The sequence below is a fragment of the Yersinia sp. 2540 StPb PI genome (assembly GCF_052217165.1).
GTDB lineage: Bacteria > Pseudomonadota > Gammaproteobacteria > Enterobacterales > Enterobacteriaceae > Yersinia > Yersinia enterocolitica_E.
In genome coordinates this window covers 2556209-2581054 of record NZ_JAZGQC010000001.1, presented here as the reverse complement: position 1 = coordinate 2581054, position 24846 = coordinate 2556209, and the positions used below count along the sequence as shown (strand labels likewise).

The following is a 24846-nucleotide window of genomic DNA, read 5'->3' as shown; positions in this document are numbered from 1 at the left end:
AGAGTTCTGATCGGCCTTGCTCATTTTATTTTGCGGTATCTAAAATGGGTTCACGTACAATGAATATGTAAGACAGAGCCCCGAGGACAGTAACGCAAGAACAGATGGTTAATGCCAGGCTAAATGAGTGAGTGGTATCAACTATCCAACCCGTTATCACCGGTGCAAATGATGCAAATATGAAACTGGCAAAATTCTGTATGCTGCCAACCGATGCAGTCATACGAGAAGAGACCGCGACATGTATAAGCCCCCAGCATGATGTCCCAGCGAAGTGAATACAGAACAGTGCCATGCCTATTAATATAACCGCACTCCCGGTAGTGTCAGCACGGACGACGACAGAGGTAAATGCCGCTGACAGCAACATACCGACCGCAATGCATATTTTGCGGCTTTTTAAAGGAGCCATACCCTGACGGACCAGAAAATCGGTAATGAATCCATTACATAACATGCCTGCCGCGCCGAAAATAAAGGGAATAGAAGCAAACATGCCAGTGCTGGCAAGATTTAAATGATACGTTGTCTGCAAATAGCCCGGTAGCCATGCCAGATAGAGCCATGCGGTATAATTGACGCCACTGAAGCCCAGCATCATGCCCCACATAGTCCGATTACGGAATAAGCCACGCCATTCTTTAAAATTCATAGGCTTACGACTTACATTAACACTGCCAGCATCAAGATATTTTTGTTCTGCTTCGGTTAAATTGATACTGTCACGATTACGGTAAAGCAGATACCAACCGATAGAAAGTGCGATCCCCAGAAGACCAATGGTAATAAACATCCCACGCCAACCGATAACCATCATCATGGCGGCCAGAATAGGTGGACTGATGGCTAAACCAATTGTCGACGCGGAATTAAATATCCCCATAGGCAGGCCACGTTCTTTAATATTGAATCAGTCATTTATCACTTTCACACCGCAAGGGTTCATGGGTGCCTCACCGATACCTAACCCAATACGTACCAGAATAAATTGCGTAAAGGTATGAACTGCCCCGGATAGCGCCTGAAAGAATGACCATACAAACATGCCTAGCCCTAACATAATGCGCGGGCCTTTACGGTCTAACAACGGGCCACACGGCAGTTGAGCAATACCGTATGCCAGAGAAAATGCGGAAAGCAGAAAACCAATCTCCGTGGCACTTAGCCCTAGCTCTTCACGAATGGTTAAATTCGCTACAGATAAAGAACTACGGTCAAGAAAGTTAATAACTGCGGCCAAGAATAATAAAACCATCGATACGGTTTGAATTCTTTTAATACGACTAGAACGCTCTGTATGTAGTATGACCTTGGGGGTTTCATCTGATATTGGGTTTAATACACCCGCATCATTATTTATCACGACATTATTTTTTTCCACGCCCAGCTCCTGAACTTTATAATATATTCATATTGCGATTCATAGAAAAACCTGGCCGATATGAATCGATTAGGAAATAAAAATCTCAAGAAAACAGACTTATTACAGCGTCAACTATAGAGAGATAAGTTAACTGAAATTCAGGTTAATGTGGGCATTCTATATACAGCATATCTTTGTGATGAATACGTGAGATGATTAATAGTTTGCTGGATTTTATCTGTCCTTAATGGTTTTTTATGCGGTTTTTTATCCAGTTTTTTATCTTAGCATGCGCTTTCAGCAATACTCTCTAGGTGGTTAATCATTCGCTGTACTGCGTGATCGAACGAATCATTGATTGCTTAGCGGTATCAAGATGACGCCGTAACTCGCGCACCGCATCCAGATCATTGCGAAAGATTAACGCACTTAAAATTGCCATATGCTCTTCTATCGCCACGATATTGCGCTGCTTTAAATCGCTCTCATCCCATTGATAATGGAAGTGGAAAATAACTGAAATAATCTCCAGAGATTGATTAAAAAATGGGTTATTAGCAGCAGAAAGTATCAGGGTATGAAAATCACGATCTAACTGTGAAAACATGCGATAGCTGCTGCCAATGGTATCCCGCAATTGCCGATGGCGAGCCAATAGCTCTTTGGCTTGCAGCCAACGCTCATCACTATGTGCAAGATTTAAAAAGCGATTTAGCGCATGCGTTTCCAACATTTCACGTAACTCAAATAACTTTTCAGCATAGTTTTGATCAAATTTTTTCATGCTCCACTGACCACGGCGGATATTAACAATGAGGTCATAACGACAAAAACGCAGTAAGAACTCACGAACCACCACAGCGCTGACATTGGCGGCACGAGCAAGTTGTAACTCTGAAAAGGAATCTCCTGCACGAAGCTGACGTTGATTAATCATCTGAAAAAAAGCACGTTCAAATACGTCGGCCTGAGCGTCTGGTGACTGACTGATACAATCAAAACCGTCCTCTGATTGGGGTGTTCTGACAATAATGTAGTAGTCGCCGACCTTCTCCAACACGCCACAGTGATCTAAATGACTCAGGGTATTACGCACAGTTGTTCGGCTGATACTGTACATTTCTGCCAGGGAAGCTTGAGAAGGAAGTGGTGATGTAATATGCCCTTTGGCAATAGCGTCGATCATCTGATTGATGACATTGTGACGAAGATTTTGTGTTCTGCTCATGATTATCCTTAGCTGTTTTTTATTCATTTAAAACCAATTTAAAACAGAATAATTCGTCATCCCTCACAAATATCACATTCGATTTAAACCTGGTTGTGATTTTTAATGAATATCAAACCTCACCTTTTGGAGGAATAATCATGACCACGATGAATACTTTAGTTTGCCTTGAACCAACCAAACTTATTTATCAAAAACGAACTCAACCGTTACCGAGAATTAATGAAGCCTTAATAAAGGTTTTAAATGTTGGTATTTGTGGCACAGATATACATGCCTGGGCAGGTAATCAACCGTTCTTTAGTTATCCACGGGTATTGGGTCATGAAATTTGTGGCGAAATAATAGCGCTGGGGGATAACGTCAATAATATGCATGCCGGGCAACGCGTTGCCGTTATTCCTTATGTTGCTTGCCAGCACTGTAATTCTTGTCTCAGCGGTAAAACCAATTGCTGCGAAAACATTTCTGTTATTGGCGTCCATCAAGACGGGGGTTTCAGTGAGTATTTATCCGTCCCAGTCAGTAATTTATTGGTGGTCGACGATGTAGATCCCGTCTCGGCTGCATTGATTGAACCTTTTGCCATCAGCGCCCATGCCGTGCGCCGTGCCGATGTTCACCCTGATGAGCATGTTTTGGTGGTCGGTGCTGGCCCAATTGGCTTGGGTGTGGCCGCCATTGCGCAAGCCGATGGTGCCTATGTAGTGATGGCCGACACCAGTGAACAACGCCGTGAACATGTAGAAAACCTGTTGGATATCCGGGCATTAGATCCCAGCGATGCCGGATTTGAGCAGAATTTACGCCAGCAATTTGCTGGCATGCTGCCATTAAAAGTTATTGATGCCACAGGTAACCAACGAGCAATGAATAACACCCTCAACTTTATCCGTCACGGGGGCAGCATTGTATTTGTGGGCTTATTCAAAGGTGATCTCAGTTTCCCTGATCCTGACTTCCATAAGAAAGAGACCACCATGATGGGCAGCAGAAATGCCACCTTTGAGGATTTTGACAAAGTGGGGAAATTAATGGCCGCTGGCAAATTATCGGCGGACATGATCCTGACACATCGTTTTGAATTCAATACCTTGGCAGATATTTATGAACAGCAGGTCGTGAAGAATAAAGATCTTATCAAAGGCGTTATTCAATTCTGATCTCACTCATTTTAAGGATATAACACCATGCTAACGTTAAACCGCGAAAACTTTCCTGGCCGTACTCACCCGGATAAAGTGATTCAATTTGGTGAAGGAAACTTCTTGCGCGCCTTTGTCGATTGGCAATTGGACCGACTAAATGAACATACCGACCTTAATGCCGGTGTCGTAGTGGTCCGCCCGATTAACAGTGATTTCCCCCCATCACTTAATACTCAGGATGGCTTATACACCACGATTATTCGCGGTTTAAACGAACAGGGTGAGAAAGTCAGTGATGCGCGCATCATTCGCTCGGTTAATCGCGAAATCAATATTTATCAGGACTTTGACAGCTACCTCGCCCTCGCCCGTAATGAAGATATTCGTTGGGTGTTCTCCAATACTACGGAGGCTGGGATAAGTTATCTGGAAGATGATAAGTTTGGTGATACGCCTCCCGCCAGTTATCCCGCGAAATTAACGCGGCTCATGTTTGAGCGCTTTCAACATTTTTCCGGGGCAGCCGATAAGGGGTGGGTGCTGTTGCCATGTGAGTTGATCGATTATAACGGCGAAGCATTGCTGGAGTTAGTCCTACGCTATGCGCAGTGCTGGAATTTAGGCGAAGGTTTCAGTCAATGGTTATTACAGCACAATACGTTTTGCTCTACATTGGTCGATCGTATCGTGACCGGCTATCCCCGCGATGAAGCTGTGGCCCTGGAAAACCACCTGGGTTATCACGATGCATTCCTCGATACCGCAGAACACTTTTACCTGTTTGTGATCCAAGGACCGCAATCATTAGCGCAGGAACTACGTCTGAATCAATACCCACTAAACATTCGAATCGTCGATGATATTAAGCCCTATAAAGAACGCAAAGTAGCAATTCTCAATGGTGCCCATACCGCATTGGTGCCGGTCGCATTTCTGGCCGGTTTAAATACAGTCGGCGAGGCCATGGCCGACCCGCAAATCAGTCAATTCGTCGCACAACTGATCAGCGAAGAGATCATTCCAGTGTTGGATTTACCCGCGGATGAGCTACAAACCTTTGCTCAAGCCGTGTTGAGCCGTTTTCGTAACCCGTTTATTCAGCACCAACTGCTGTCTATTGCCCTCAATAGCATGACCAAATTCCGTACCCGTATTTTGCCTCAGTTGCTCTCCAGCCAGCAAAATAACGGGCAGTTACCGCAACGACTCACCTTTGCTTTTGCCGCCTTACTGATGTTTTATCGAGGAAAACGTGACGATGAATGTTTTGCATTACAGGATGATGCCCACTGGCTAAATTGTTTCGCCTCCCTGTGGCACGACGTTGACGCCGGTTCACTGCCGATGGAGGGATTGGTGCAATTGGTATTAGCCGACACCACCCATTGGGGGCAAGACCTCAATCACATCCCGCAGCTCACCAATAGCATTACTGAACAGCTGCAAACAATTAAACGTGTGGGGATGCGAGCTGCTTTAGCCGCTTACCGCTAAATATGTTTATCCGGGCAGATGATTTTATTTTCTGCCCGCCATCTAGTGCAATCACCGTGCGGTTCAAGCACCATCGTGATGGATAAACTCAATACCATACAACCCACCAATAGCATTGATAGTTTCTAATAGATGCGCACCATCCGCTTGATGCAGGACGGTATCGCTCGCGGTTGAATGCGCTGACCACCACAGGGGAAGACCGATAAACCATGCTGTAATCTTAGCCATTGCTACCTCTGCGTTATTTATCTAGCGGGATGAAACTGATGCTTTAAGGGTAGACGCTGCCGCGCGCAAAGGTGAAATAACGATTATGGCTTTGGATATGCCAAATTTAGCTATGAAGGCCAAAACTTAAGATAAAAATTAATAATTATGCATTTTAAAGATGCCAGCCATCAGCCAAGGCGTTATCTTAATTAGACATTCGCCCTGAAGGAGTTTCGCATGTTTGTTGTCAGTCTGACTTACCATCAACCTATCGATGTGGTCGAAGCACTCACTGAAAGTCATAAAGAGTGGTTGAAAAAGTACTATACACAAGGTGTTTTTATCGCATCAGGCCGTAAAGTGCCGCGTACCGGTGGCATTATTTTGGCCAAAAGTATTGCCCGTGAAGAGCTGGATAAGATATTGGCCGAAGATCCGTTTAATGCGGTTGCCGATTATAGCGTGACCGAGTTTATCGCCTCCATGGCTATCGAGTCGGTGGAAGCGTTGAAAACTCTGTGATGCTTTTATGCGATAAATCCTAACAGCAGCTATGGTTGATGCCATGGCTGCTGTTACAACGTATTGGTCGTTAATTCTGCCCGCTGTTGTCGTTGCGCCATAATGCGGTGCAGATTGGCCTCAAGCCATACAGTCAGCCCTTCCACCTGCTCCTGAATCTCCTTCCCCAACGGCGTTAATTTATATTCCACATGAGGTGGTACTACCGGATAAGCAATACGCTCAACAAAACCATCTTCTTCAAGGTGTTGCAGAGTTTGTGCCAGCATCTTTTCACTAACACCGCCAATCTTTCTGCGCAACGCACTAAAACGCAGAGTCTCATTGCTTAACGCAATCAAGACTAACACCCCCCAACGGCTGGTTACGCGCTTGAGCACTTCTCTTGAGGGACAATCAGCATTGAGTAATTCACCCCGCCGAACTTGTTCGGGAAACGAAACAGTGTGACTCAAATTTTGCGGCTCTATTATTTTCATACTAACCTTTTGGTGCGTACTTACGTAAAGTTAGTATATTGCATATGATGAACTTAAGGGCAACTTTCTGGCCAATCATGCGGTTTTATTCTTTGCCAACTGTCTGTCATCTTTCTCATAACATCAAATCTGGAGTGTCATTATGATCGCAGTAACCGGTGCCACAGGCCAATTGGGCCGCCTTGTTATCAATGCATTACTTAAAAAAGTGCCAGCCAGTGAGATTATTGCTGCGGTACGTACCCCGGACAAAGCCCACGAGCTGGCGGCGTTAGGTGTTCAAATCCGCAAAGCTGACTATAGCCAACCAGCCACGCTGGATACCGCCTTTCAAGGTGTTGATAAACTACTGTTAATTTCATCGAGTGAAGTGGGTCAGCGTATTGCCCAACATAGCGCCGTGATCGCGGCGGCCAAGCGTGCAGGGGTTAAATTGTTGGCATATACCAGTTTGTTACATGCGGATAAAAGCCCACTGGGGTTAGGCGAAGAACACCGGGCGACCGAAGCACTATTACGTGAATCAGGTCTGCCCGTGGTGTTATTGCGTAACGGCTGGTATACCGAGAACTATGCAGCAAGTATCGCGCCAGCCCTGGCACACGGCGCATTTATCGGCGCAGTAGCTGAGGGGCGTATCGCCTCTGCCGCACGTGAAGACTATGCCGAAGCGGCCGCTGTGGTGCTAACTCAGGAAAACCAGGCAGGAAAAGTTTACGAATTAGCCGGTGACGATATCTATACACTGGCTGAATTCTCGGCAGAAATTGCCCGCCAGTCAGGTAAAGCTGTGGTGTACCACGATTTGTCTGAAGCAGATTTCAAGCAAGCATTGCTCGATGCCGGTTTACCTGATGTTTTCGCCAGCCTATTAGCAGATTCTGATGCTGGCGCGGCTAAAGGAGGGCTGTTTGATGACAGTCATACATTGAGTAAACTGATTGGCCGGCCGACAACGCCTTATGCAGATGTCATTGCTACAACGCTAGCAACACGTTAAATCTATTCAAATACTCTCGGCCGGTTCCCCTTAAGTTACCGGCCGTTCTCCATTAGAACTTATAATAATGCCGGACTAAGACTTGGCAGCATCCAGTGCCTGAGCAAGATCATTGAGAATGTCATCAATATGCTCAATACCAATCGATAGGCGCACCATATCCCGTGGTACGCCCGCCTTGATCAGCTCTTCATCGTTAAGCTGACGGTGGGTGGTTGACGCTGGGTGGCAAGCCAGTGATTTGGCATCACCAATATTCACTAAGCGCACGATCAAATTCAGCGCATCTATAAAACGCCCGCCCGCCTCCTGGCCGCCATGAATACCAAATGACAATATCGAGGCCGGTTTGCCACCTAAATAGCGCTGGGCTAGTTCATGCTCAGGATGATCAGGTAAGCCTGCGTATTTAACCCAACTGACTTGTGGATGGTTTTGCAAATAGTGCGCGACTTTCAGCGCATTTTCAGTATGACGCTCCATGCGCAAAGCCAATGTTTCCAGCCCCTGCAAAATCAGGAAAACATTGAACGGCGATAACGCAGCGCCAGTATTGCGCAATGGCACCACCCGGCAACGGCCAATATAGGCAGCCGCGCCGAATTGCTCGGTATAGGTCACGCCATGATATGACGGATCAGGGGTATTTAATTGAGCAAACCGCTCAGGGTATTGCGTCCAAGGGAACTTACCCGAATCCACCACGATACCGCCAATACTGGAACCATGACCGCCGATATATTTGGTCAATGAATGAACCACAATATCCGCACCGTGTTCAAATGGTCGACACAAGATTGGTGTTGCGACGGTATTATCGACAATCAATGGCACACCATGGCGATGAGCCGCATCAGCCAATTTTTTCAAATCAACAATATTCCCAGCAGGATTACCAATCGATTCACAGAAAACTGCTTTAGTTCGGTCATCGATTAAGGCTTCCAATGCGGCGATATCATCATGATCGGCAAACCGGGTTTCTATCCCATAACGCGGTAACGTATGCGCCAGCAGATTGTAAGTCCCGCCGTACAACTTGGCCACCGACACAATATTATCCCCCACTTCGGCAATGGTTTGGATAGCATAAGTAATCGCCGCCATACCGGAAGCCACGGCCAGAGCGGCAATCCCCCCTTCGAGAGCGGCAACCCGTTTCTCCAGGACATCATTGGTGGGGTTCATGATGCGCGAGTAAATATTGCCGGCGACTTTTAAATCAAACAGATCAGCACCATGCTGGGTATCGTCAAAAGCAAAGGAGGAAGTCTGGTAAATAGGTACCGCAACGGCTTTGGTGGTGGGGTCCGGTGAATAACCTGCATGAATAGATAATGTTTCTAATTTCATTCTTTATCCCTTGTTATATGACAATAGCCAGCGCCGCTGCCAACACGATGATATAACGTGACTAGTCACATTCTTGACTGGCGACGGAGGTGATGAAGAGAATAACAATAGAGGAATTAATGAGCAGTACCTACCTACAAAAGTAATTATTTAGCTATTAATTATAATTAAACGATATCGACATCCTCTCAGCCGCCATTCAGCCAGGTAGCGCGACAATTTTCATCTTCATTGCACTAAGAGAGATATGATAGCGCCGTTAAAAAAGTTGATACCTTCCCAAAATGAACTAAGTGTGGAAGATAAGATGACAATTATCTAAAGGCGTTCAGCTTCGATAAAGCGATAAGTTCATCAACAATAAAGCGAATGCTTGGCAATAAGTGACGTGACCGTGGCCAAATAACACTCAGTTCACTCGAATGAATATGATAATAGCTGAAAGGATCCAACGCTTGCGGGCCACTGGATTAATGAGGTACATACTTCACTATTAGTTTGCCCCTAAAATTGCCCTGTACTTTTAATAAAATTAAAGCCTGGTAGATGAGCTAATTAAAAATTGTCCTAGCGCGGTTATCCGGTATCATAACTTAACGAATACCTCGGTGTACTGCTTATAGATGAATGTCACGTGAAAACATTGATGGTTGGCAACAGAGGCTTAGTCCGCCCTGCATATAGAAAGGAATATTATGGGTGAATTTACCGGTTTTACTCAACATGGGCTGACATTCTTACAGCACATTGCTCACAACAATAACAAAGAATGGTTCGAGGAACATCGCGATATCTATGATCAGCATCTACTACAGCCAATGCGAAAACTGGTTACCGACCTGAGTTCAGATATGCTGACTATTGATGAACTGTTTGAAGTTCGTCCGGCGATTGGCAAGACAATTTCTCGCATGAATCGCGATACCCGTTTTTCTCATGATAAGTCACTCTATCGCAGCAATATTTGGTTAACATTTAAAAGATCACGTAAAAATTGGACGGATGCTCCAACTTACTTTTTCGAATTTGGTCCAGTCTGGTGGCGTTATGGGTTGGGGTATTACAGCGCCTCGCGAGAAACAATGGATCTTTTCAGACAACAACTGCTCCGTGCTCCGGCTGATTTTCTCACCATAGCTGACTGTATTTATCCCGATTTCTCGATTGAGGGAGAGAGTTACAAGCGCCCTTTGATTAAAGATCAACCACCGGCATTGGCGGTCTGGTACAACAAGAAGTCGTGGGCATTAATTAGCCACCGCAGAGATATGGATTTATTATTTTCCAACCAACTGGTTGACCGGTTGAGTAAAGACTTTCTCCGTCTTTCACCTATCTATGATTTTTTGATGAAAATTGAAAGCTTGAAGAAAAGTCATAATCACTTTAGCTAGACGAGAAAATTTACCCTATCCACGGTGCAAAAGTGCGATATTCAAATGGGTTTAATCCATTTACAAGCGTCAAAACCTTGCAAGCTGCACAGATGAAACATTAGATTTAGAGCAGCTTGCTATTAAACGTCCATACGGTGTTATCATCTTTTACCCCTGCCTTTCAGCGGTTTTACCCTTGATAGCAACTCAACTAATACCCCACTACTGTAACAAATAGTTATTCATATATTCATAATAAATGGTCAATTGTAAATAAAAAACTCATGAACATCATTTTTTGCAACATCTAAACGGATTTGAACTATTTTTATCTAAATAATAGACAAACAACTAGATGCAAGAGAACTCATTCACTCTTTTCATCAATTATATTTAATGCAACCCTACAGTAAAAATCATATCCAGTTGTTTTTAATGTGTTTTTATATAACTTACATCACTTTAAATAATAGAATTAGAATTGAATAAAAAAATAAATTTAAATAAATTAATCATTTCATAAATACAATTGCGCCCCAAAAAAGTGCAATAGCATGAATAATCAGCACCATTATGGGGAATTAATAATTTAATTAATAAAAGTATAAAGTTTTATCTTATGAGGCCGATTACCGTCAGTAGTTATTGTATTCACCTGTTATCAGGGAACTCCCCCATTTACTGAGGTTATTATGAGAGTGAACAAGCCTGTCAGTCGGCAGGAGTATCCCATTGATCGCGATACCACCTTGCAATCCACCACCGATATTCACGGCAATATCGCCTATGCCAATGCCGCCTTTGTTCGCGCCAGTGGTTTTGAATATCAGGACTTACTGAGTCAACCGCACAATGTTGTTCGGCACCCAGATATGCCACCCGCGGCATTTGCTGACATGTGGCAAACCCTGAATGCTGGCTTATCCTGGTCATCACTGGTTAAGAATCGCCGTAAAAATGGTGACTACTATTGGGTACGCGCTAATGCTACGCCATTACGTCATGATGGCCGTCTGACCGGTTATATTTCGGTACGCATTGCACCCACTCGCGAAGAAGTTAAACAAGCGGAAGCACTGTATGCCGATTTTAATTCGGGTAAGGCCAGGCAGCGCCACATAGCACTATATCGAGGGTTAGTTGTTCGTACCGGTTGGTTGTCTTTATTGTCGTTGTTCCAAAAATTACCATTGCGCTGGCGCTTGCGCGGGGCATTATTGGGGGCGGCTTTACTCCCTACTGTGGCCGCCGGAGTGATTGGGATAACCGGTTTGCCATTATTCGTTTTGGCCGCAGTTAGCGTTGCCAGCAGCGTGGTGACCTCCTGGTGGTTAGAACGTCAGGTTGCCCGCCCTATCGCCGCAATTTTGCAACAAGCGCAAGATGTCTCTTCTGGGCAAGCTGGTGATTACGTACAGCTAAATCGCGTTGATGAAATTGGTTACTTGATGCGGAGTGTCAATCAATTAGGGCTGAATCTCCGTTCTCTGACGGATGACGTTAGCGGCCAGGTTGATGGTATTAACACTGCCAGCAGTGAAATTGCCGCGGGGAATCGTGAGTTAAAAGTCAGAACTGAACAGGCTACCGCCAACTTGCAGCATATCGTCAGCGCCACAGAACAATTAGTGGCCACAGTACAGCACAGTGCTAATAGTGCCAATGAAACCACATCGTTGGCCGCGATGAGCAGCCATGCCGCAGAACAAGGCAGCGAGTTGATGCATCAAGTCATTGAAACTATGGGCACGATTAATGCCTCCAGTCATCGTATTGTAGATATTATCAGTGTCATTGAAGGAATCGCCTTTCAGACCAACATTCTGGCGCTCAATGCGGCGGTTGAAGCGGCACGTGCTGGGGAACAAGGTCGAGGGTTTGCGGTAGTTGCCAGCGAGGTACGCCATCTGGCTCAGCGCTCCTCAACCGCGGCCAAAGAAATAAAACAATTAATTGAAACCAGTGTGGAGCGGGTCCGTGACGGTAGCGCCTTAGTGCAAAATGCCGGGGCCACCATGGATAATATCGTCAAACAAGCGGGTCAAGTTTCTACTCTAATCAGTGAAATCAGCACCTCAACCCATGAACAGACACAGGCACTTGGTCAAATTAACCAATCGATCGGTCAGTTAGATCAAATGACACACCAGAATGCGGCCATGGTTGAACAGTATGCCGGGGCGGCAGAAGAATTGGCGCATCGAACCCTGCGCCTAACAGCGGCTGTTCGAATTTACCGCCCAGTAAAATGAGATAGGTTGTTAGATGACATAACGCTGAAATAGTGCCAGCACTGATACTCCAACGCCCTACTTCGGTAGGCTTTGGCGAGGTGTTTAAGAACGGTATCCAGTAATGTTCGCATTAAAATTAGCGGAGAGTGTCGCAAGATATTCTCCGCTAATGTCATATAAGATATGACCCGTCATGACTTAAGGCTATTGGCCTGACATCTCAGATGTAATCCTTTATTTTCAGCATAATATAATATGCCCAGTAGCCATAATACTGCCGCGTTTAACGTCGTCAGAGGGCTGAGTATCATTTTTTAAAAATATCACTTCGCTTTAATAAATAAACATAATTACAACGTTCCATCGTGGCATGCAAATTAATCGCCCCCTAAAAAATGATAATAATAAAAATGATGACCAATCCTTAACTCAGCCATGTTCGGTAACCGTGTTAAATATAATAGCAGTGAAGATATACATATTTCACCCATAGAGTAACAATTAAAGGATTTGATAAATGAATTATCACACCACATACTTATAAAAAAATTAAACACAAAATAATATATTAAACGATAATTCCCCACAAAAAAACATAATGTCATTATGTGCACCAAACTTGGCATTAACGATATTTATCACAAACAAATTAATGATAAGTTTGATAATTAAATAAACAGTAGAATAAAGTTATTTACAAAGTATCAAACTGCAATATTACCAATTAATACTTATATATTGTTGCATAAAAATCGAAATAAACACTTAACTATCGAGGTAAAAATCATGAGTAACAATAAATTACAACTTCGGCATGGCCGGGTCACTGATCCTCAAACACGAGGCTTGGTAGCAACTGATTTAGGATTGATTGCTGAATGGGAAAATAATGAAATGGAAGGAGGAAAAAACTTCCCTGATTTGACAGGCGGTTCTTTCGCCCCCCCTTACGAAATGGATAGTTGGAGCAACCCACCACCTCCTGATGGCCTTATTCTCAGTGGTGGTCACCGCGGTAATCGAGAGGTGGTGAATTTCACCGATAAAGAAATGCAACACAAGCTACGGTCTATCGGTCACCCTAATGATAACTTTACCTGGCCAACTATCGTGGTTAACCCAGGCAGTGACCTTGATATATATTGGGCCTACACTGTTGCTCATGTTACTCGTGGTTATCGTTGGTTTATTACCAAAGATGATTGGAACCCAGCAGAACGTATTACACGGGCTCAATTAGAGCCAGCACCGTTTTATGAGGATATCTATCCTTATGTTCCTTATTACTCGCACAACGATAAGTTAGTGGCTAAAATCGAGCATAAGGTTCATTTACCTAAAGGTAAAAAAGGCCATCACGTCATTATTCTGGCATGGATTGTTGCAGACTCAGGCAATGCGTTTTATCAAGCATGTGATGTCGACTTTGGTCAATAAATAATTAGGTTTTATCTAATTTAGCCAATCTCACTATGCAGGTGGATAAATTTCACCTGTATTTTTATACGATAGCAATAAATAGAAATCCCGCTATAGTAGTCAGGGAGTTACTCAATTATTAAATAAGGAGTTTTATGTCATCACTTAATCAAACATCTGTCCGCGCTCACAAAGGTGAAACTGATGCAAACTTACCTGGTGAAGATCATCTGATCGCCCATGAAGCTTTGCTTGTCGCGTTAATGGTTGAATGTGCTAATGAGTCAGATAACGATCAGTTCCTGGCCAGTGTCCGAGAGACGCTTAGCGGCATCTTACACTCAGCACGTTATCTGGATGCCAGCAAAATAGCCAAAGGCCTGCTCGATGAGGCTGATGATAAAGCCAACCGTTAGTCTATAGCCCTCATCATTGAGGGCTTTTTATTGGTTCATCTTCAGGGTCGTGCCGGTTGTTCAACAATGGCAATAACATGATAATCAACCAATTAAAACGACAACATGACCCATTAAGGTCACACGGTGGTATCGCGTCAGGCGATTAACCTGATTACCCGCATATACAGCAGCACTGTCGTCCTTACTACTGATATCTCCCATCTGAACACCGTATTTTCTGCATCATTGGCTGAAGCATCTACTGGAGCATCGCTATCATGGCGACTGTACAGACCTGTGCTAAAGCAAAGGTGAGGGAAATAATATATTGCATAGAATTGGGTGATCTAGTGACTAAAAAGTCATTTTCGCTCACTCTGTCCATGATTTTTATATGGTTTTACGTTATCGTTATTGTACTTTGCGTATTAGACCTAAAAGATCAATTCGGCAAGGTTTATGAAGCCAAAAAATACAAGGAGGAAAAGTGCTGCTGGATAAATTCTTGCTAGTTGCCATTATGGTTTTATTATCACTTTTTGCCTGGTTGTTTTTCTCACCATACCATATGTATTCAATAGTTTATGAGTTTTTAGAGGTATTTGGTTTTAAAGAGGGATACAACAGTTTAGGCATCACTTCAGCCACGGCAACACCGGAATAAACAGATAAAGAACAGGTGCCACATCGGGCACCTGTCTTATTTATTTCACAGCCAACTTTATTGACTACTGATTTCATTTTGCTCTTTCGGCGGCAGAACTGAATAACTGGCAACTATCGCCGTAAGAATAATAAACAGATGCCCTTCTGAAGAGTCGAGTAAGAAGGAATTAAACAAGTGGCAAGCCAAATAGGCACCAAGTAATGCAATCAGCACATTTCTAACCTGAGCAGATAAACGCCATGCGGAGCGGAAATAGCACCACATCCATCCCAGGAATAAGGCTAACCCGATCAATCCCGACTGAACTGTCTGCATCAAATATTCATTATGTGGATTGATGCTATACGCACTTTGCGAGAAAGAATACCAAAAACCCCCGGCCCCATGCCCCAATACCGGCGCATCCTCAATCAACTTCACTGAGGCGAGCATAAATGCGGTACGTAGCCCCATCGAGCTGTCACAGGAAACATTAGCATCACCATTCGAGACGGCCAGACAGGTTTTAACCTCAGTCACGCCCTGCTGCAACCGATCTACCGCCCGGTTAGGCACCATAAGTACAATGGCCGCGACGATAAATGCGCAAACGGCCATCGCCAAGCGCTGGCGGATTGACAGTGACAGTAACCCCCACAGACCAAATGCCGCGGCCAATGCAACATAGCCGGTGCGGCCTTGCACCATAAACACAATGTTATAGATAGCCAAACACACCAACAGACCATAACCCCAACGCTTCCATCCTTGGCTTCTAAAAGCCAGAGCAAGCCAGATAACGGCAGCCAGTGCCATAAAAAAATTATGCGTAATTTGCAGTTTAAACACAGAGGGATTCAGTGGATCAATATGCCCCAGCGGCAGATGGAGAAGACCAACCCACAGGCTGGCTGCCAGGATAACGGCATTTGCCAGTAAAAAACCTTTGGCAAAATAGCCAGCCAATGAACGTGACAGCACAAAGAACATCGCTAACGGTAAGATATACAGTAATTTGGAGTACTTGCTGACCATCACTTTGCCGTATAGGTTGTGCTGCCAGAGCAACGACAGTGCCAGCAGCATGAACATAATGGCAGGCAACCAAATCAACGGATTCTTTGCCAACGTTTTCACATAGCGAGTATCGCGGTTCAGCAGCAAACAGATGACAGCTAACACCATCGACAAATTCATTATGAAATTAGAAGTGGGTAGACCAATACCTAACAGGAATGCCGTAGCACAGGAAAACATGCCAACATATCGATGCACTGGCGCTGAGCCGGGCAAAGAAGTAGAAACCGGAGAAATCATAAGTCACTCACTTCGAATTGATAATCAGTTGAGGCTATCAGATACCTTTTCGCAAAGGATAGCAGCCCCAATTTACGCCATAACCAACCATCAGATAACCGCTAGCTATGGCAATATTTTGTGGCGAGTGCCGTTATGCTGCCAGTGATCTAAACAAGTAACGGAACCACCATAATGGTCGCCACCAAAGCTTGCGTTCAGGCACCGTCGGCACACGTGAATGCACTTTTTTAATTTCCCAGTTAAAGTTAAGGAATATTCGGCTATGGCCATATTCTGCACCAAACCGTGCAATTTCACTCTTCTTCCGGTCATCAATCGGGGCGTTATGAGTCAAATCACGATCCAGAGAATGGTAGCTTTTCTTCCTATCCACATTACGCTCAATGCACCGGTACTGCTTAGGCAGATAACGTGGTGTGCTACCATGATCTTTATGGAACTTCACAAACCGATAATCCTCCGAGCCATAATGGCCAGCGAACTCTTCATCATACCCATACAACCTAAAGAACCGTGCTCTGGACATGAAGAACAGGTTAGGATGACCACGATAGGCTTTACCTGTTTTTTCATCTGTGCGGTAGATACGATACAGGGAACGGCCAGGGTTACGGGCATTCACCAAATAACGCAGGGTTTCTGCCGGCAGCAAGCAATCTAAATCAGTAATGATAATCTTGTCTGACTTCGCGTATGTCACCCCCAGATTCCGAGAGCCAGCCTGATTCCACTGAATATCAGTGGTTATTCTTAACCACGTGAAATTCAAATCATAATCTTTTACGTCATACTCTAATGGCGAGCAATCATCGACGATGACAAACTCCACTGCATCTTTAATATCATCAGGGTAAGATTCATATTCCTTCAACAAAGATTCAACAGAATCCATATTTCCCTGATTGCAGTAAAAATGAGTTACATAAGTCAGTTTGATATGCTGCTTATCTAACGGATGCCGTGCTTTAACAATTTCTACATCCTTTGTCACAATGTAAACCTCTGTTTTAAGAGAGAAAATAAAAAATAAAATTTTTATAATATCTTGAAAACTGCTCGCTAAATAAGCTCAGTACAATTCGCCAGCAGCTATATGCCAAATAACTTGCGGTAAAGGATAAAGAGTTACCATAATCAGTCAAATATTTTCTTCATATATTCCTACCGCAAGAACAGCTTGAGCGGTGAGTAACAATTTAATAACAAATAAGAGATAAATCTGTACTAATAGATATTTAAGCAACCAACTTCGTCCCTTCTTGGGATAAAAAAAGCCTCACGGCAGCTTAAACTCCCGCGAGGCTTTGTTCTGCTCAACAATTTACATGTTGTCGATGATGTCTTGACCAAACTCGCTACATTTGCGCAGTTTAGCGCCATCCATCAGACGTTCGAAATCATAAGTCACGGTCTTGGCCTGAATTGCGCCTTCGGTGCCTTTGATAATCAAGTCAGCCGCTTCGAACCAACCCATATGACGCAGCAGTAGATACACTAAATCCAAGTAATTATATGATTTATAAGTAATTGATGGCTTTTTTTGTTCATTAAAAGCAGTTAAAAATGATGTTTGTAACCATTTGATTATTAAGTGAAGAAAAATAGTTTTGCAGAAAGCTTTTTCAACCATTATGGAATTTATTACTGTATACAAACACAGTTAAATAAAAGTTAAATCTGTGAGAGTATGGTGAATAGTTACTTCTCGATAGTGTTCAATGGGGATTTTATGGTAGTTAGTGCAACGGAAGTATCAATAGAATGTTTGTCCTAATTGAAAAATACATTTGATGACTATTTTGTATAGTCATCATTATTTTGTCTGCAATGATTGTTAGATATATGAATACAGTGATATTATCCATTTTATTAGAATGACAGCGAAATTGAAGAAATTTATCCTTTTGTCTTTTTAAGGGGCTAGAATGGACGTTAGAAATAAAAATATAGATGCACTTAAGGCGTTTTCAACATTATTAGTTATAGCGGGGCATGTCATTCAAACCACGACCAGCAAATTCGATGATGACATTTTTTTTAAGGTTATCTATTCGTTTCACATGCCATTATTTATGTGTATAAGCGGATATCTTTATAAAGAACCAAAAATAATATCATCAGATTTAATGAAGAAAGCTAAACTTTTGTTAGTCCCTTTCTTTTCTTGGGCAATAATAAACTACTTAATGTTCAATACGGATGGTGTTAATTTAAATTCTTTTTACTCTTATATGCGAGCATTGCTAGTTAACCCATCTCTTGGTTTATGGTTCTTATGGGTTTTGTTTTTTACAACATGTATCTTTATGGTATTGCCAGAAAAAACAAAGCGCTCTATATAATAATATTCATTATCATATCTGATCGACTTCAACATAAGTTTACCTTGCTAGGTGAGTTCGGAATGGGCTTATTAACATGGCAGTTTTTTTTCTTTTTCATGGGCTACAGCTTTAAACAATACTCAATTTTATCAATAATAAAAAATAGATATGTGAATATTTTATCATTGATTGTTTACTTGGCACTGGTAACGCAATGGCATAGATTAAATGTAGAGACTATTTTTGGTTTGACTATAGAAAACAATATATTGAATAATAGACTATTATTCATGGTTAGATATGCGACAGCTATTAGTGCCATAGTGTTTTTATTTGGGCTTGATTATAATTGGATTTATAAAAAATTAAATTACGCCATAGATTATTTATCTAATAATTCATTGGCTTTTTATGCAATTCAAGGTCCATTGATTTACCTTTCGATAAAAATAACATTAGCATTCATTGAAAATCATACTATTTCAAACCTTGTTTGTTTCTCTGTTACAACCTTGCTGGCTTGGTTTTTAATAAAAATCATCAGCTATAATAAACCAGCGAGAGTCGTCTTATTTGGTAGGTAGATTTATAATTCATTAAGTAAATGCCGGGCGGTTAAGCCCGGCGCTCCTATGCTGGCAATCCGGGCCACTCAATATCCGGCACCTTTGATGTATCAATACGCATCAAAGCAACTCGGTATTTACGCCACGCCGCAAGCGCTGCTATCTCTTTATCGCTGGCGTTCCCGTCATCAACGGCATCTTGTCGCCATTCAATCTCTGAATCGGCAATAGCTTTTAACTGGCTCTTTTTGGCATTAGCCCTAGCAACTAATTCTTCATGTGTTGGTGGTGGTAAATCCACCCACGCAGGTCGGCCATCAATGGCACCAAGCATTTTCCCATCAGGTGGATTTACACCCTTATAAGTTTCGGTTTCTTCCACTGTCAGCTCGACGACATCAGAGGGTAGCGAGTCATCATACGAGCCATCAGTTATTAAATGTTCACTGTAAAAACCCGCTGTTGCGGCGCAAAAATAGACATTATTCATCTTAATATCCTATCGCTATAAAGGTTTGGGATGTTGTGTACGATAGTCCTGCCGCTGCTCTAAAGCTCGTTAATGTAAAGTCTGTAACGCGCGCGTTAGCTTCAGCGCTTGCAGAAAGCGAACCGTAGTACATAGTGGAAACCACATTAAGCAATTGATGTGGCATGGCGGTTGGCAGTGTGACCGTTTGAAATGCGTTCGCCGGAAAATTATTGATTTTCATCCATTGGATTATTAATCCGCCTGGCACATCAGGTATGCGAATATAGTCATTTTCAGAGAAAGTTCTCTTACCGAAAACACTCATTAACCCAACCAGCGAAACCAGCTTATCCGCTGTGCCCACCTGCATTTCCGCATTTGTAGCAACATCAGTTCCCGATGCTGGGATTTTGTTTGCTGATGTTCTGATCTCTCTTGCTGTATATGTCCGAGAGCCGGGGTAACCGCCCAACCGTACATACCAAGCCCTAAAGTTTGAGCTGCTTACAGTGCTAGGTTTTATCTCAAGCCCAATCTGGGTTCCAGTTACATAATCAACTTTTATGCTAATAGCTAATCCTGCGGGGTAACTAATTTCAGTTGGAACATTTAGCCAATTTGTAGAAGAGGCTATGTAATTCGCACCGGATGTAAATACAAATGTTTGAAAATCAAAATTATCTATCCCAGTCATGCTTGGCAAGCCAATGCCCATCCCCGTCAGACCAATATTAGTGAGGGTCTGTTCAACCGCAGCCGGGCCAGCGTCTTTAATTTCAGAAAGGTTGTTAGTCTTCTTTAGAAAATTAGCCCCCCCATTTGCGATGATGGTGTTAATAGCGGCTAATAACTGCGCACGGTTGTTTTTATTCAGCGGCGCGCCAGTGCTTTCGATAACTCCAGCTATCTCTTCTTGAATGGCATCAAAGTAATCATCATCCAAAGCGGTAGAAGGTACACCGGTTTGTGGATTGCCACGGGTAAAGCCGTTCTTACCTGCGCCAAATTTATCAACCTGAGCGGAGGGAGTGTCAATACGATGCATAAAGGGTTACTCCGGGTATAAGAAAGTTACGTAGGTGTGTGATGGGCAGAGTTTATTAATGACGCACTCAGCCGTGGTATCACCCCACGTTCTCAGGCTATCGGTACACAGCGAGACGCAGGTCATATCGGTGATTTGCGTGGCGGTCGGCATGTTGACCTGCCACCAGTACCGCCACTCTTCTGAATAAAGCGAATCAATACAGGCCGAGGTGCAACGAAAAACATCACTTTCAAACTGGGTGATAGTGGCATCTGGGTAGCCCAATGCCGCCAGTTGTGCCAGATAGAACGCTTTGTTAATCCCGCCTGTGATATTAATCTTTGCATCAAGCCGCTGCTGCCTCTGGGCCAAGGTCTGTACGCCTGCTGGCGCACAGGAATCAGGCAAGCCAGTGAGTTGCTCGTAGCGGTCGATCAGTTCGGTGGTACTGCGCGGGTCAATCTCCACCATCAGAGTGTCCCCGCGCTGATGTACGCGGGAATATGACGGAGCCAACCCCAACAGTAGGGGATCATCACCCTCCCATGCGGGGCCGCGTGGCAGAAGATTTGTTAGTAGCTGGGCATAGCCATCTGTTAGGTCCACGTAAAATCTCCCACAATGGGCAGCTCAGTGGCGGCCAGCGGTATATCATCGGTCGGGCTGACCAGAACGTGCCTATATTCCCCGGTGGCAATACTGATGGCCTCGCTAATACGCGAATGATCCAATGTTGCACCGGGGACACCATCACGCATGAACATGGCGCGCAACTCCGCTATAACCGCATAGCGAACTTCCGGCGTATCTGGTGTGAGTCGAATATGGAACGGCACCACTTTGGCAACCGGCGGAAAGGTGTAGAGACTGGCTCCGGCCACTGGAGCCAATGGTAAAATGTGCTCGCGCGTAGCCGTTACCACTGCATTATCCGGTATTGGATTTTCCAGATTGCTGTTGGCTACCATAACGCCAACAGTACCGGCCCCCATCCAGTGGCGATAAGTCCATGCGCGGGTAACGCCAGGCACTTCTTTAGCCCAGATAATATAGTCAGGATCAGCACCACCCTGCGGGGTGTAATACCACCGCTCAATGACTCGCGCGCGCCACTCTTCTACCGGCTCAATATCAGTACCACCTTCAATGCTGTCAGCCGCTGCGGACGATGGCAGGCCGTTAATGGGTTGAGTCAGTACCATACCAATACCATCATCGGTATTTCCCAAAGTGCCAGCGACCGAACAAATCACCGGCACCCGCAGAACACCCGCAACAGATGTCGCCGCTGCCGTGGTGGTGTACTCCTGCAAATCATCACGTTGAATTACTCTGCCGGCAGGCACTTCAATGCCGTTGGTGACGCCCTCCCAGCGCACAAAACCTGTCGCCGTTGAGGGTTCTTTGCGTGGGCAGCGTTTCATATTGCCGTGTCGCGCTAGCCAATCCTCATCACACAGATCCGGTAACAGGTTGCGGGCCAGATAGTCAATATAGCCATAAACGGTATGCACCGCCGCCGCATGCACCCGGCTGTAAACCTCGGTATCGGTACGGCGAAGAACGGCATCAGTTTGGAATCGAGAATTAAGGTCACTGCGGATTTGGGTAATGAGTTGGGGAAGTGTCGGGCGGTTAAATCCGCTGTCAGCCATTTCGTGCACTCCATAAATCATCGAAGGTAATTAACTGAGAACTGCCATCGTTACGGTACAGCGTTATTTCAGCAGTCAGTATTTCGGTACCGCGCCGCTGCACGTTGATGGTTATTCGTGAAACTACGCCGTCGTCTTTTAGCCAGGCCAATGCCTGCTCCAGATAACCTCGCGCCAGCTCAACTGTTTTACTGGTCAGTGTGGTGCGTTGGAGTAAGTACAAACGGGATCCAATACGGTCATTTTGTATGGTGGGATAGCTATCACCCCACCACCCCATGGGCTGCTCCGAATCATCATCGGGATCAGCGCGGCGCCAGGTAAAAAGAAAAATAATCACCGCGCGGGTTAGGCTATCCGTTGGGGTGGAAACTGATTGTTGTTGGCCGTTCACCATCAGGATCATGGGTTACTCCATCTTCTGGTTAGGCTTGTCAGTATTCGGTTCGCCATGTGGGTGATCGTGCGAATTGAACTGCTCACGCATAGTCGCTATGGTGCTGGTTTTATCTTTAATATCAGCAGCAGACTCAATGTTACCGACGGCTTTAATCTCACCGGTAGCTTCAATGAGCGGCGTGTTGAATACTGCTTTTTCTTCGGCGTTAACAATAAACTGTTTGGTGTTCAGCTCTATTTTGTTGCCGCGCTTGAGAATAATGCTGTCCCCTTCGTCGCTATAAATGGCAACCTCCCCATCCTTTAACCCTTTAATCCGGTACCGACGATCAGCAACCACCAACACCACGCCGTGAGAACGGTCACCATCTGGAAAAGCGGCAAACGCTTCCGCGCCAGTATGTGCGGCGCTGGTGAAACCATAAGGCTCCAGATGTTCGATGTTGTCTTTTAACTCATCCGCTATCATCTGGATTTGCAGCATCTGGTTTTTACTGCTGGAGTCCAGGCGGCGCACTACCGCGCGCACCAACATATTGGATATCCCGCGCTGCAAACCCGCGAATAATCTACTCATTAGAATTCGTCCTCTTCGGCTTTCTTGCGTCGTTTGTTGGGGTTGGGAGGTTTTGGTAGATAGGCATCAGGTGGGCCGATCCGCAACTGGGTAATTGTTCCCTGCTCGTTTTTGCTGTAAGTCACCTCCGCTATCAACATTTCGCGGTTGTTAAACCCCAGTACCGGATCAAACACCGTGACCAGTTGATTGGGTGACCACAAATCGCCGTTACCCTGTCGCCAACCTTGCACTGTGTAAGTCACTTCATCGGTACGCGCCGCCCGCCGTAGCATTTCAAACTGACTGCGTTCAATCACCGTGGTGCCAGTAGCATTACCGCTCTGCTTGATAACCATGGGACGATAGCGACTTACCCCACCGTCTACCGTTTTAGCCCGGATCGCATTAGTCGTTGCCGCGCCGAAATCGTCATCATTCCCCGACCGCTGGCCAGCGACTACGTATTCAGAAAAACGGTCTTTAATGCTCTGTTCCGTGTCACAAGAAATGATGTTCTCACCCAGTACCAGCGCGGTAACCGTGCGCGAAGCACCCACCGGACCAATGACCAACGCACCGGCTGGATTGTCATAGGCCAGCACTTGCTGAATGCCCATCATTTTATCGAGCACATCCACCACAGTTTCGCCGTAATCAACCTGCAACCCCTGCATGGGCGTATTTTCGACGCCAGCATTAACTACGGACACACCAAATGGCGCGGCAAGCTGGGTTGCTATCTGGACAAAAGAGCGGCCGGTAAATTGGGTTATCAGTGCGGCGCAGTCGATCAAGTCTTCGGTTTTACTGCGACCGACAATGCCCACCGATACTGAGCGGGCGTCATAGCGTACCGGTGTGGCATCGATATAGCCGGTGACCACCAAGTCAGTGCCGATCAACACTGTGACCGGATCGCCCTTTTTCACTCGCGGCTGGAGGTGTCCAGCCTCTTCACTACCAGGCCATTGACGGGTGATCTCTACATTAAAGTCGCGGGCCAATCTCTCGATACCTGCTGAGATAGAGACAGAGGTCCACCCTACCCACTCGCGGCCATTTACCCGTAGCGTGACATCATTATTCATCGAATGGGTAGGGGATATTTCTAAAATGAAGTTCAGCGATATTTGGGACGATCATCTTCATATTGTGCAAGAAAAAACCGGTGTTAGGTTGGCAATTCCACTTAGTATCCGATGTGACGTATTAGGTTATTCACTTCAAGATGTTATTACGCGGTGTCGTGATTTAATCGTCAGCCCACATATATTGCATTACCACCACACAACATCAAAAGCTAAGCGTGGTGGCAAAGTATCAAGCTATGCAATCACTACGGGATTTTCTGTGGCAAGAGATAAAAGTGGGTTGCAATGGAAGGAAGGTACCCCGCCAACATTCCATGAACAGAGATCATTAGCAGAAAGATTATATCGAGAGCAAGGGGTAGATACTAAGACGTTACTCGGTCATAAAAATCAGGCAATGACAGATAAATACAATGATGATCGAGGTAAGGAATGGACTGTTTTAGCCGTTTAATTGTGGTTATTTTCTAGACTGTTTTGCAGTGGGGTTTTGCAGGAGTTTTGCAGGAGCGTTTAGGTGGGGTTTTAAAAATCACGGAAGCCGGAGCCTCCGTGAGATA

24 protein-coding genes and 4 pseudogenes are annotated in these 24846 nt (G+C 44.7%); 12 read left to right on the top strand and 16 right to left on the bottom strand.

What is annotated here, in order from left to right:
- Positions 1–25: 25 nt before the first annotated feature.
- Positions 26–1255: pseudogene (locus tag V1956_RS11720) on the bottom strand (MFS transporter).
- A 430-nt stretch (positions 1256–1685) separates the two neighbouring features.
- Positions 1686–2591: a GntR family transcriptional regulator gene (locus V1956_RS11715; RefSeq protein WP_083158567.1), complete on the bottom strand. Its 906-nt coding sequence runs from the start codon at positions 2589–2591 to the stop codon at positions 1686–1688.
- A gap of 140 nt (positions 2592–2731) precedes the next feature.
- Here V1956_RS11715 and V1956_RS11710 point away from each other — a divergent pair, with 140 nt between their 5' ends.
- Both V1956_RS11710 and V1956_RS11705 read left to right on the top strand, forming a co-directional pair.
- A complete protein-coding gene (locus tag V1956_RS11710; RefSeq protein WP_420072009.1) occupies positions 2732–3754 on the top strand; it encodes a zinc-binding alcohol dehydrogenase family protein in 1023 nt (340 codons plus the stop codon).
- 27 nt (positions 3755–3781) lie between these two features.
- On the top strand, positions 3782–5233 hold the full coding sequence (locus V1956_RS11705) for a tagaturonate reductase (protein ID WP_442825144.1): 1452 nt from the start codon (positions 3782–3784) through the stop codon (positions 5231–5233).
- A gap of 63 nt (positions 5234–5296) precedes the next feature.
- Here the strand turns inward: V1956_RS11705 and V1956_RS11700 are convergent, their stop codons facing one another.
- Entirely contained in the window at positions 5297–5464 is a 168-nt protein-coding gene (locus V1956_RS11700; protein WP_372559233.1) for a hypothetical protein, read from the bottom strand.
- A 219-nt stretch (positions 5465–5683) separates the two neighbouring features.
- On the opposite strand from V1956_RS11700, the gene V1956_RS11695 reads away from it, so the two are divergent.
- Positions 5684–5968, top strand: coding sequence for a YciI family protein (locus V1956_RS11695; RefSeq protein ID WP_083158564.1), 285 nt, complete (start codon positions 5684–5686; stop codon positions 5966–5968).
- 53 nt (positions 5969–6021) lie between these two features.
- Here the strand turns inward: V1956_RS11695 and V1956_RS11690 are convergent, their stop codons facing one another.
- Positions 6022–6447: a winged helix-turn-helix transcriptional regulator gene (locus tag V1956_RS11690; RefSeq protein ID WP_372559234.1), complete on the bottom strand. Its 426-nt coding sequence runs from the start codon at positions 6445–6447 to the stop codon at positions 6022–6024.
- Between the two features lie 142 nt (positions 6448–6589).
- Between V1956_RS11690 and V1956_RS11685 the strand changes: the two genes are divergently transcribed.
- Positions 6590–7447 (top strand): SDR family oxidoreductase, encoded by an 858-nt coding sequence (locus V1956_RS11685; RefSeq protein ID WP_442825143.1) that lies wholly within the window; start codon positions 6590–6592, stop codon positions 7445–7447.
- A 75-nt stretch (positions 7448–7522) separates the two neighbouring features.
- On the opposite strand, the gene V1956_RS11680 is transcribed toward V1956_RS11685, so the two are convergent.
- The gene (locus tag V1956_RS11680; protein ID WP_442825142.1) at positions 7523–8800 is read right to left on the bottom strand and encodes a bifunctional O-acetylhomoserine aminocarboxypropyltransferase/cysteine synthase; all 1278 of its coding nucleotides are present in this window, start codon (positions 8798–8800) and stop codon (positions 7523–7525) included.
- Positions 8801–9495: 695 nt separating this feature from the next.
- Between V1956_RS11680 and V1956_RS11675 the strand changes: the two genes are divergently transcribed.
- Positions 9496–10194, top strand: coding sequence for a DUF2461 domain-containing protein (locus V1956_RS11675; RefSeq protein WP_442825141.1), 699 nt, complete (start codon positions 9496–9498; stop codon positions 10192–10194).
- A 674-nt stretch (positions 10195–10868) separates the two neighbouring features.
- On the top strand, positions 10869–12428 hold the full coding sequence (locus V1956_RS11670) for a methyl-accepting chemotaxis protein (protein ID WP_372559238.1): 1560 nt from the start codon (positions 10869–10871) through the stop codon (positions 12426–12428).
- 44 nt (positions 12429–12472) lie between these two features.
- Here V1956_RS11670 and V1956_RS11665 read toward each other — a convergent pair.
- Positions 12473–12721: pseudogene (locus V1956_RS11665) on the bottom strand (IS4 family transposase); the annotation flags it as partial.
- A 475-nt stretch (positions 12722–13196) separates the two neighbouring features.
- Here V1956_RS11665 and V1956_RS11660 point away from each other — a divergent pair.
- The 3 genes from V1956_RS11660 (at position 13197) to V1956_RS11650 (ending at position 14891) form a co-directional block, all read left to right on the top strand.
- Complete coding sequence (locus V1956_RS11660; protein ID WP_372559239.1) at positions 13197–13847, top strand: lytic polysaccharide monooxygenase auxiliary activity family 9 protein; 651 nt, start codon at positions 13197–13199, stop codon at positions 13845–13847.
- Positions 13848–13984: 137 nt separating this feature from the next.
- Entirely contained in the window at positions 13985–14245 is a 261-nt protein-coding gene (locus V1956_RS11655; RefSeq protein WP_083158556.1) for a hypothetical protein, read from the top strand.
- 469 nt (positions 14246–14714) lie between these two features.
- Positions 14715–14891 carry a hypothetical protein gene (locus V1956_RS11650; RefSeq protein ID WP_372559241.1) on the top strand — a complete coding sequence of 59 codons (177 nt, stop codon included), beginning with the start codon at positions 14715–14717 and terminating at the stop codon, positions 14889–14891.
- 57 nt (positions 14892–14948) lie between these two features.
- Here the strand turns inward: V1956_RS11650 and V1956_RS11645 are convergent, their stop codons facing one another.
- The 3 genes and pseudogenes from V1956_RS11645 to V1956_RS11635 all read right to left on the bottom strand — a co-directional run.
- Positions 14949–16190, bottom strand: a complete 1242-nt coding sequence (locus V1956_RS11645) for an O-antigen ligase family protein (protein ID WP_420075426.1) — start codon at positions 16188–16190, stop codon at positions 14949–14951.
- A 133-nt stretch (positions 16191–16323) separates the two neighbouring features.
- The gene (locus tag V1956_RS11640; protein WP_442825140.1) at positions 16324–17184 is read right to left on the bottom strand and encodes a glycosyltransferase family A protein; all 861 of its coding nucleotides are present in this window, start codon (positions 17182–17184) and stop codon (positions 16324–16326) included.
- Positions 17185–17514: 330 nt separating this feature from the next.
- A pseudogene (locus tag V1956_RS11635) lies at positions 17515–17682 on the bottom strand (NADP-dependent isocitrate dehydrogenase); the annotation flags it as partial.
- 436 nt (positions 17683–18118) lie between these two features.
- On the opposite strand from V1956_RS11635, the gene V1956_RS11630 reads away from it, so the two are divergent.
- Positions 18119–18535 carry an acyltransferase family protein gene (locus V1956_RS11630; protein ID WP_442825139.1) on the top strand — a complete coding sequence of 139 codons (417 nt, stop codon included), beginning with the start codon at positions 18119–18121 and terminating at the stop codon, positions 18533–18535.
- A 62-nt stretch (positions 18536–18597) separates the two neighbouring features.
- Positions 18598–19101 (top strand): hypothetical protein, encoded by a 504-nt coding sequence (locus V1956_RS11625; RefSeq protein WP_442825138.1) that lies wholly within the window; start codon positions 18598–18600, stop codon positions 19099–19101.
- A gap of 46 nt (positions 19102–19147) precedes the next feature.
- Here V1956_RS11625 and V1956_RS11620 read toward each other — a convergent pair whose 3' ends face one another.
- Genes V1956_RS11620 through V1956_RS11590 form a run of 7 tightly spaced genes read right to left on the bottom strand, consistent with a single transcriptional unit; the run spans position 19148 to position 24283 of the window.
- Positions 19148–19573: a tail fiber assembly protein gene (locus tag V1956_RS11620; RefSeq protein ID WP_420074389.1), complete on the bottom strand. Its 426-nt coding sequence runs from the start codon at positions 19571–19573 to the stop codon at positions 19148–19150.
- A 1-nt stretch (position 19574) separates the two neighbouring features.
- Complete coding sequence (locus V1956_RS11615) at positions 19575–20600, bottom strand: gp53-like domain-containing protein (RefSeq protein ID WP_420074388.1); 1026 nt, start codon at positions 20598–20600, stop codon at positions 19575–19577.
- A gap of 6 nt (positions 20601–20606) precedes the next feature.
- Positions 20607–21188, bottom strand: coding sequence for a YmfQ family protein (locus V1956_RS11610; RefSeq protein WP_420074387.1), 582 nt, complete (start codon positions 21186–21188; stop codon positions 20607–20609).
- On the bottom strand, positions 21179–22237 hold the full coding sequence (locus tag V1956_RS11605) for a baseplate J/gp47 family protein (protein WP_420074386.1): 1059 nt from the start codon (positions 22235–22237) through the stop codon (positions 21179–21181). The genes V1956_RS11610 and V1956_RS11605 overlap by 10 nt, the downstream gene beginning before the upstream one ends.
- Positions 22230–22643 carry a phage GP46 family protein gene (locus V1956_RS11600; RefSeq protein WP_420074385.1) on the bottom strand — a complete coding sequence of 138 codons (414 nt, stop codon included), beginning with the start codon at positions 22641–22643 and terminating at the stop codon, positions 22230–22232. Before V1956_RS11600 ends, V1956_RS11605 begins: the two co-directional genes overlap by 8 nt.
- Positions 22644–22646: 3 nt before the next feature.
- Positions 22647–23213 (bottom strand): phage baseplate assembly protein V, encoded by a 567-nt coding sequence (locus tag V1956_RS11595; protein WP_420074384.1) that lies wholly within the window; start codon positions 23211–23213, stop codon positions 22647–22649.
- Positions 23213–24283 carry a phage baseplate assembly protein gene (locus V1956_RS11590; RefSeq protein ID WP_420074383.1) on the bottom strand — a complete coding sequence of 357 codons (1071 nt, stop codon included), beginning with the start codon at positions 24281–24283 and terminating at the stop codon, positions 23213–23215. The genes V1956_RS11595 and V1956_RS11590 overlap by 1 nt, the downstream gene beginning before the upstream one ends.
- Before the next feature lie 7 nt (positions 24284–24290).
- Between V1956_RS11590 and V1956_RS11585 the strand changes: the two are divergent.
- Positions 24291–24740 (top strand): annotated as a pseudogene (locus V1956_RS11585) (tyrosine-type recombinase/integrase); the annotation flags it as partial.
- Between the last annotated feature and the right edge of the window lie 106 nt (positions 24741–24846).

Coding starts and splice junctions, on each gene's coding strand:
- V1956_RS11695 (WP_083158564.1), top strand. CDS start 5,684: ATGTTTGTTGTCAGTCTGACTTACCATCAACCTATCGATGTGGTCGAA.
- V1956_RS11700 (WP_372559233.1), bottom strand. CDS start 5,464: ATGGCTAAGATTACAGCATGGTTTATCGGTCTTCCCCTGTGGTGGTCA.
- V1956_RS11655 (WP_083158556.1), top strand. CDS start 13,985: ATGTCATCACTTAATCAAACATCTGTCCGCGCTCACAAAGGTGAAACT.
- V1956_RS11685 (WP_442825143.1), top strand. CDS start 6,590: ATGATCGCAGTAACCGGTGCCACAGGCCAATTGGGCCGCCTTGTTATC.
- V1956_RS11690 (WP_372559234.1), bottom strand. CDS start 6,447: ATGAAAATAATAGAGCCGCAAAATTTGAGTCACACTGTTTCGTTTCCC.
- V1956_RS11605 (WP_420074386.1), bottom strand. CDS start 22,237: ATGGCTGACAGCGGATTTAACCGCCCGACACTTCCCCAACTCATTACC.
- V1956_RS11660 (WP_372559239.1), top strand. CDS start 13,197: ATGAGTAACAATAAATTACAACTTCGGCATGGCCGGGTCACTGATCCT.
- V1956_RS11710 (WP_420072009.1), top strand. CDS start 2,732: ATGACCACGATGAATACTTTAGTTTGCCTTGAACCAACCAAACTTATT.
- V1956_RS11615 (WP_420074388.1), bottom strand. CDS start 20,600: ATGCATCGTATTGACACTCCCTCCGCTCAGGTTGATAAATTTGGCGCA.
- V1956_RS11595 (WP_420074384.1), bottom strand. CDS start 23,213: ATGAGTAGATTATTCGCGGGTTTGCAGCGCGGGATATCCAATATGTTG.
- V1956_RS11715 (WP_083158567.1), bottom strand. CDS start 2,591: ATGAGCAGAACACAAAATCTTCGTCACAATGTCATCAATCAGATGATC.
- V1956_RS11630 (WP_442825139.1), top strand. CDS start 18,119: ATGGACGTTAGAAATAAAAATATAGATGCACTTAAGGCGTTTTCAACA.
- V1956_RS11680 (WP_442825142.1), bottom strand. CDS start 8,800: ATGAAATTAGAAACATTATCTATTCATGCAGGTTATTCACCGGACCCC.
- V1956_RS11625 (WP_442825138.1), top strand. CDS start 18,598: ATGGGCTTATTAACATGGCAGTTTTTTTTCTTTTTCATGGGCTACAGC.
- V1956_RS11705 (WP_442825144.1), top strand. CDS start 3,782: ATGCTAACGTTAAACCGCGAAAACTTTCCTGGCCGTACTCACCCGGAT.
- V1956_RS11670 (WP_372559238.1), top strand. CDS start 10,869: ATGAGAGTGAACAAGCCTGTCAGTCGGCAGGAGTATCCCATTGATCGC.
- V1956_RS11620 (WP_420074389.1), bottom strand. CDS start 19,573: ATGAATAATGTCTATTTTTGCGCCGCAACAGCGGGTTTTTACAGTGAA.
- V1956_RS11675 (WP_442825141.1), top strand. CDS start 9,496: ATGGGTGAATTTACCGGTTTTACTCAACATGGGCTGACATTCTTACAG.
- V1956_RS11645 (WP_420075426.1), bottom strand. CDS start 16,190: ATGATTTCTCCGGTTTCTACTTCTTTGCCCGGCTCAGCGCCAGTGCAT.
- V1956_RS11590 (WP_420074383.1), bottom strand. CDS start 24,283: ATGAATAATGATGTCACGCTACGGGTAAATGGCCGCGAGTGGGTAGGG.
- V1956_RS11600 (WP_420074385.1), bottom strand. CDS start 22,643: ATGATCCTGATGGTGAACGGCCAACAACAATCAGTTTCCACCCCAACG.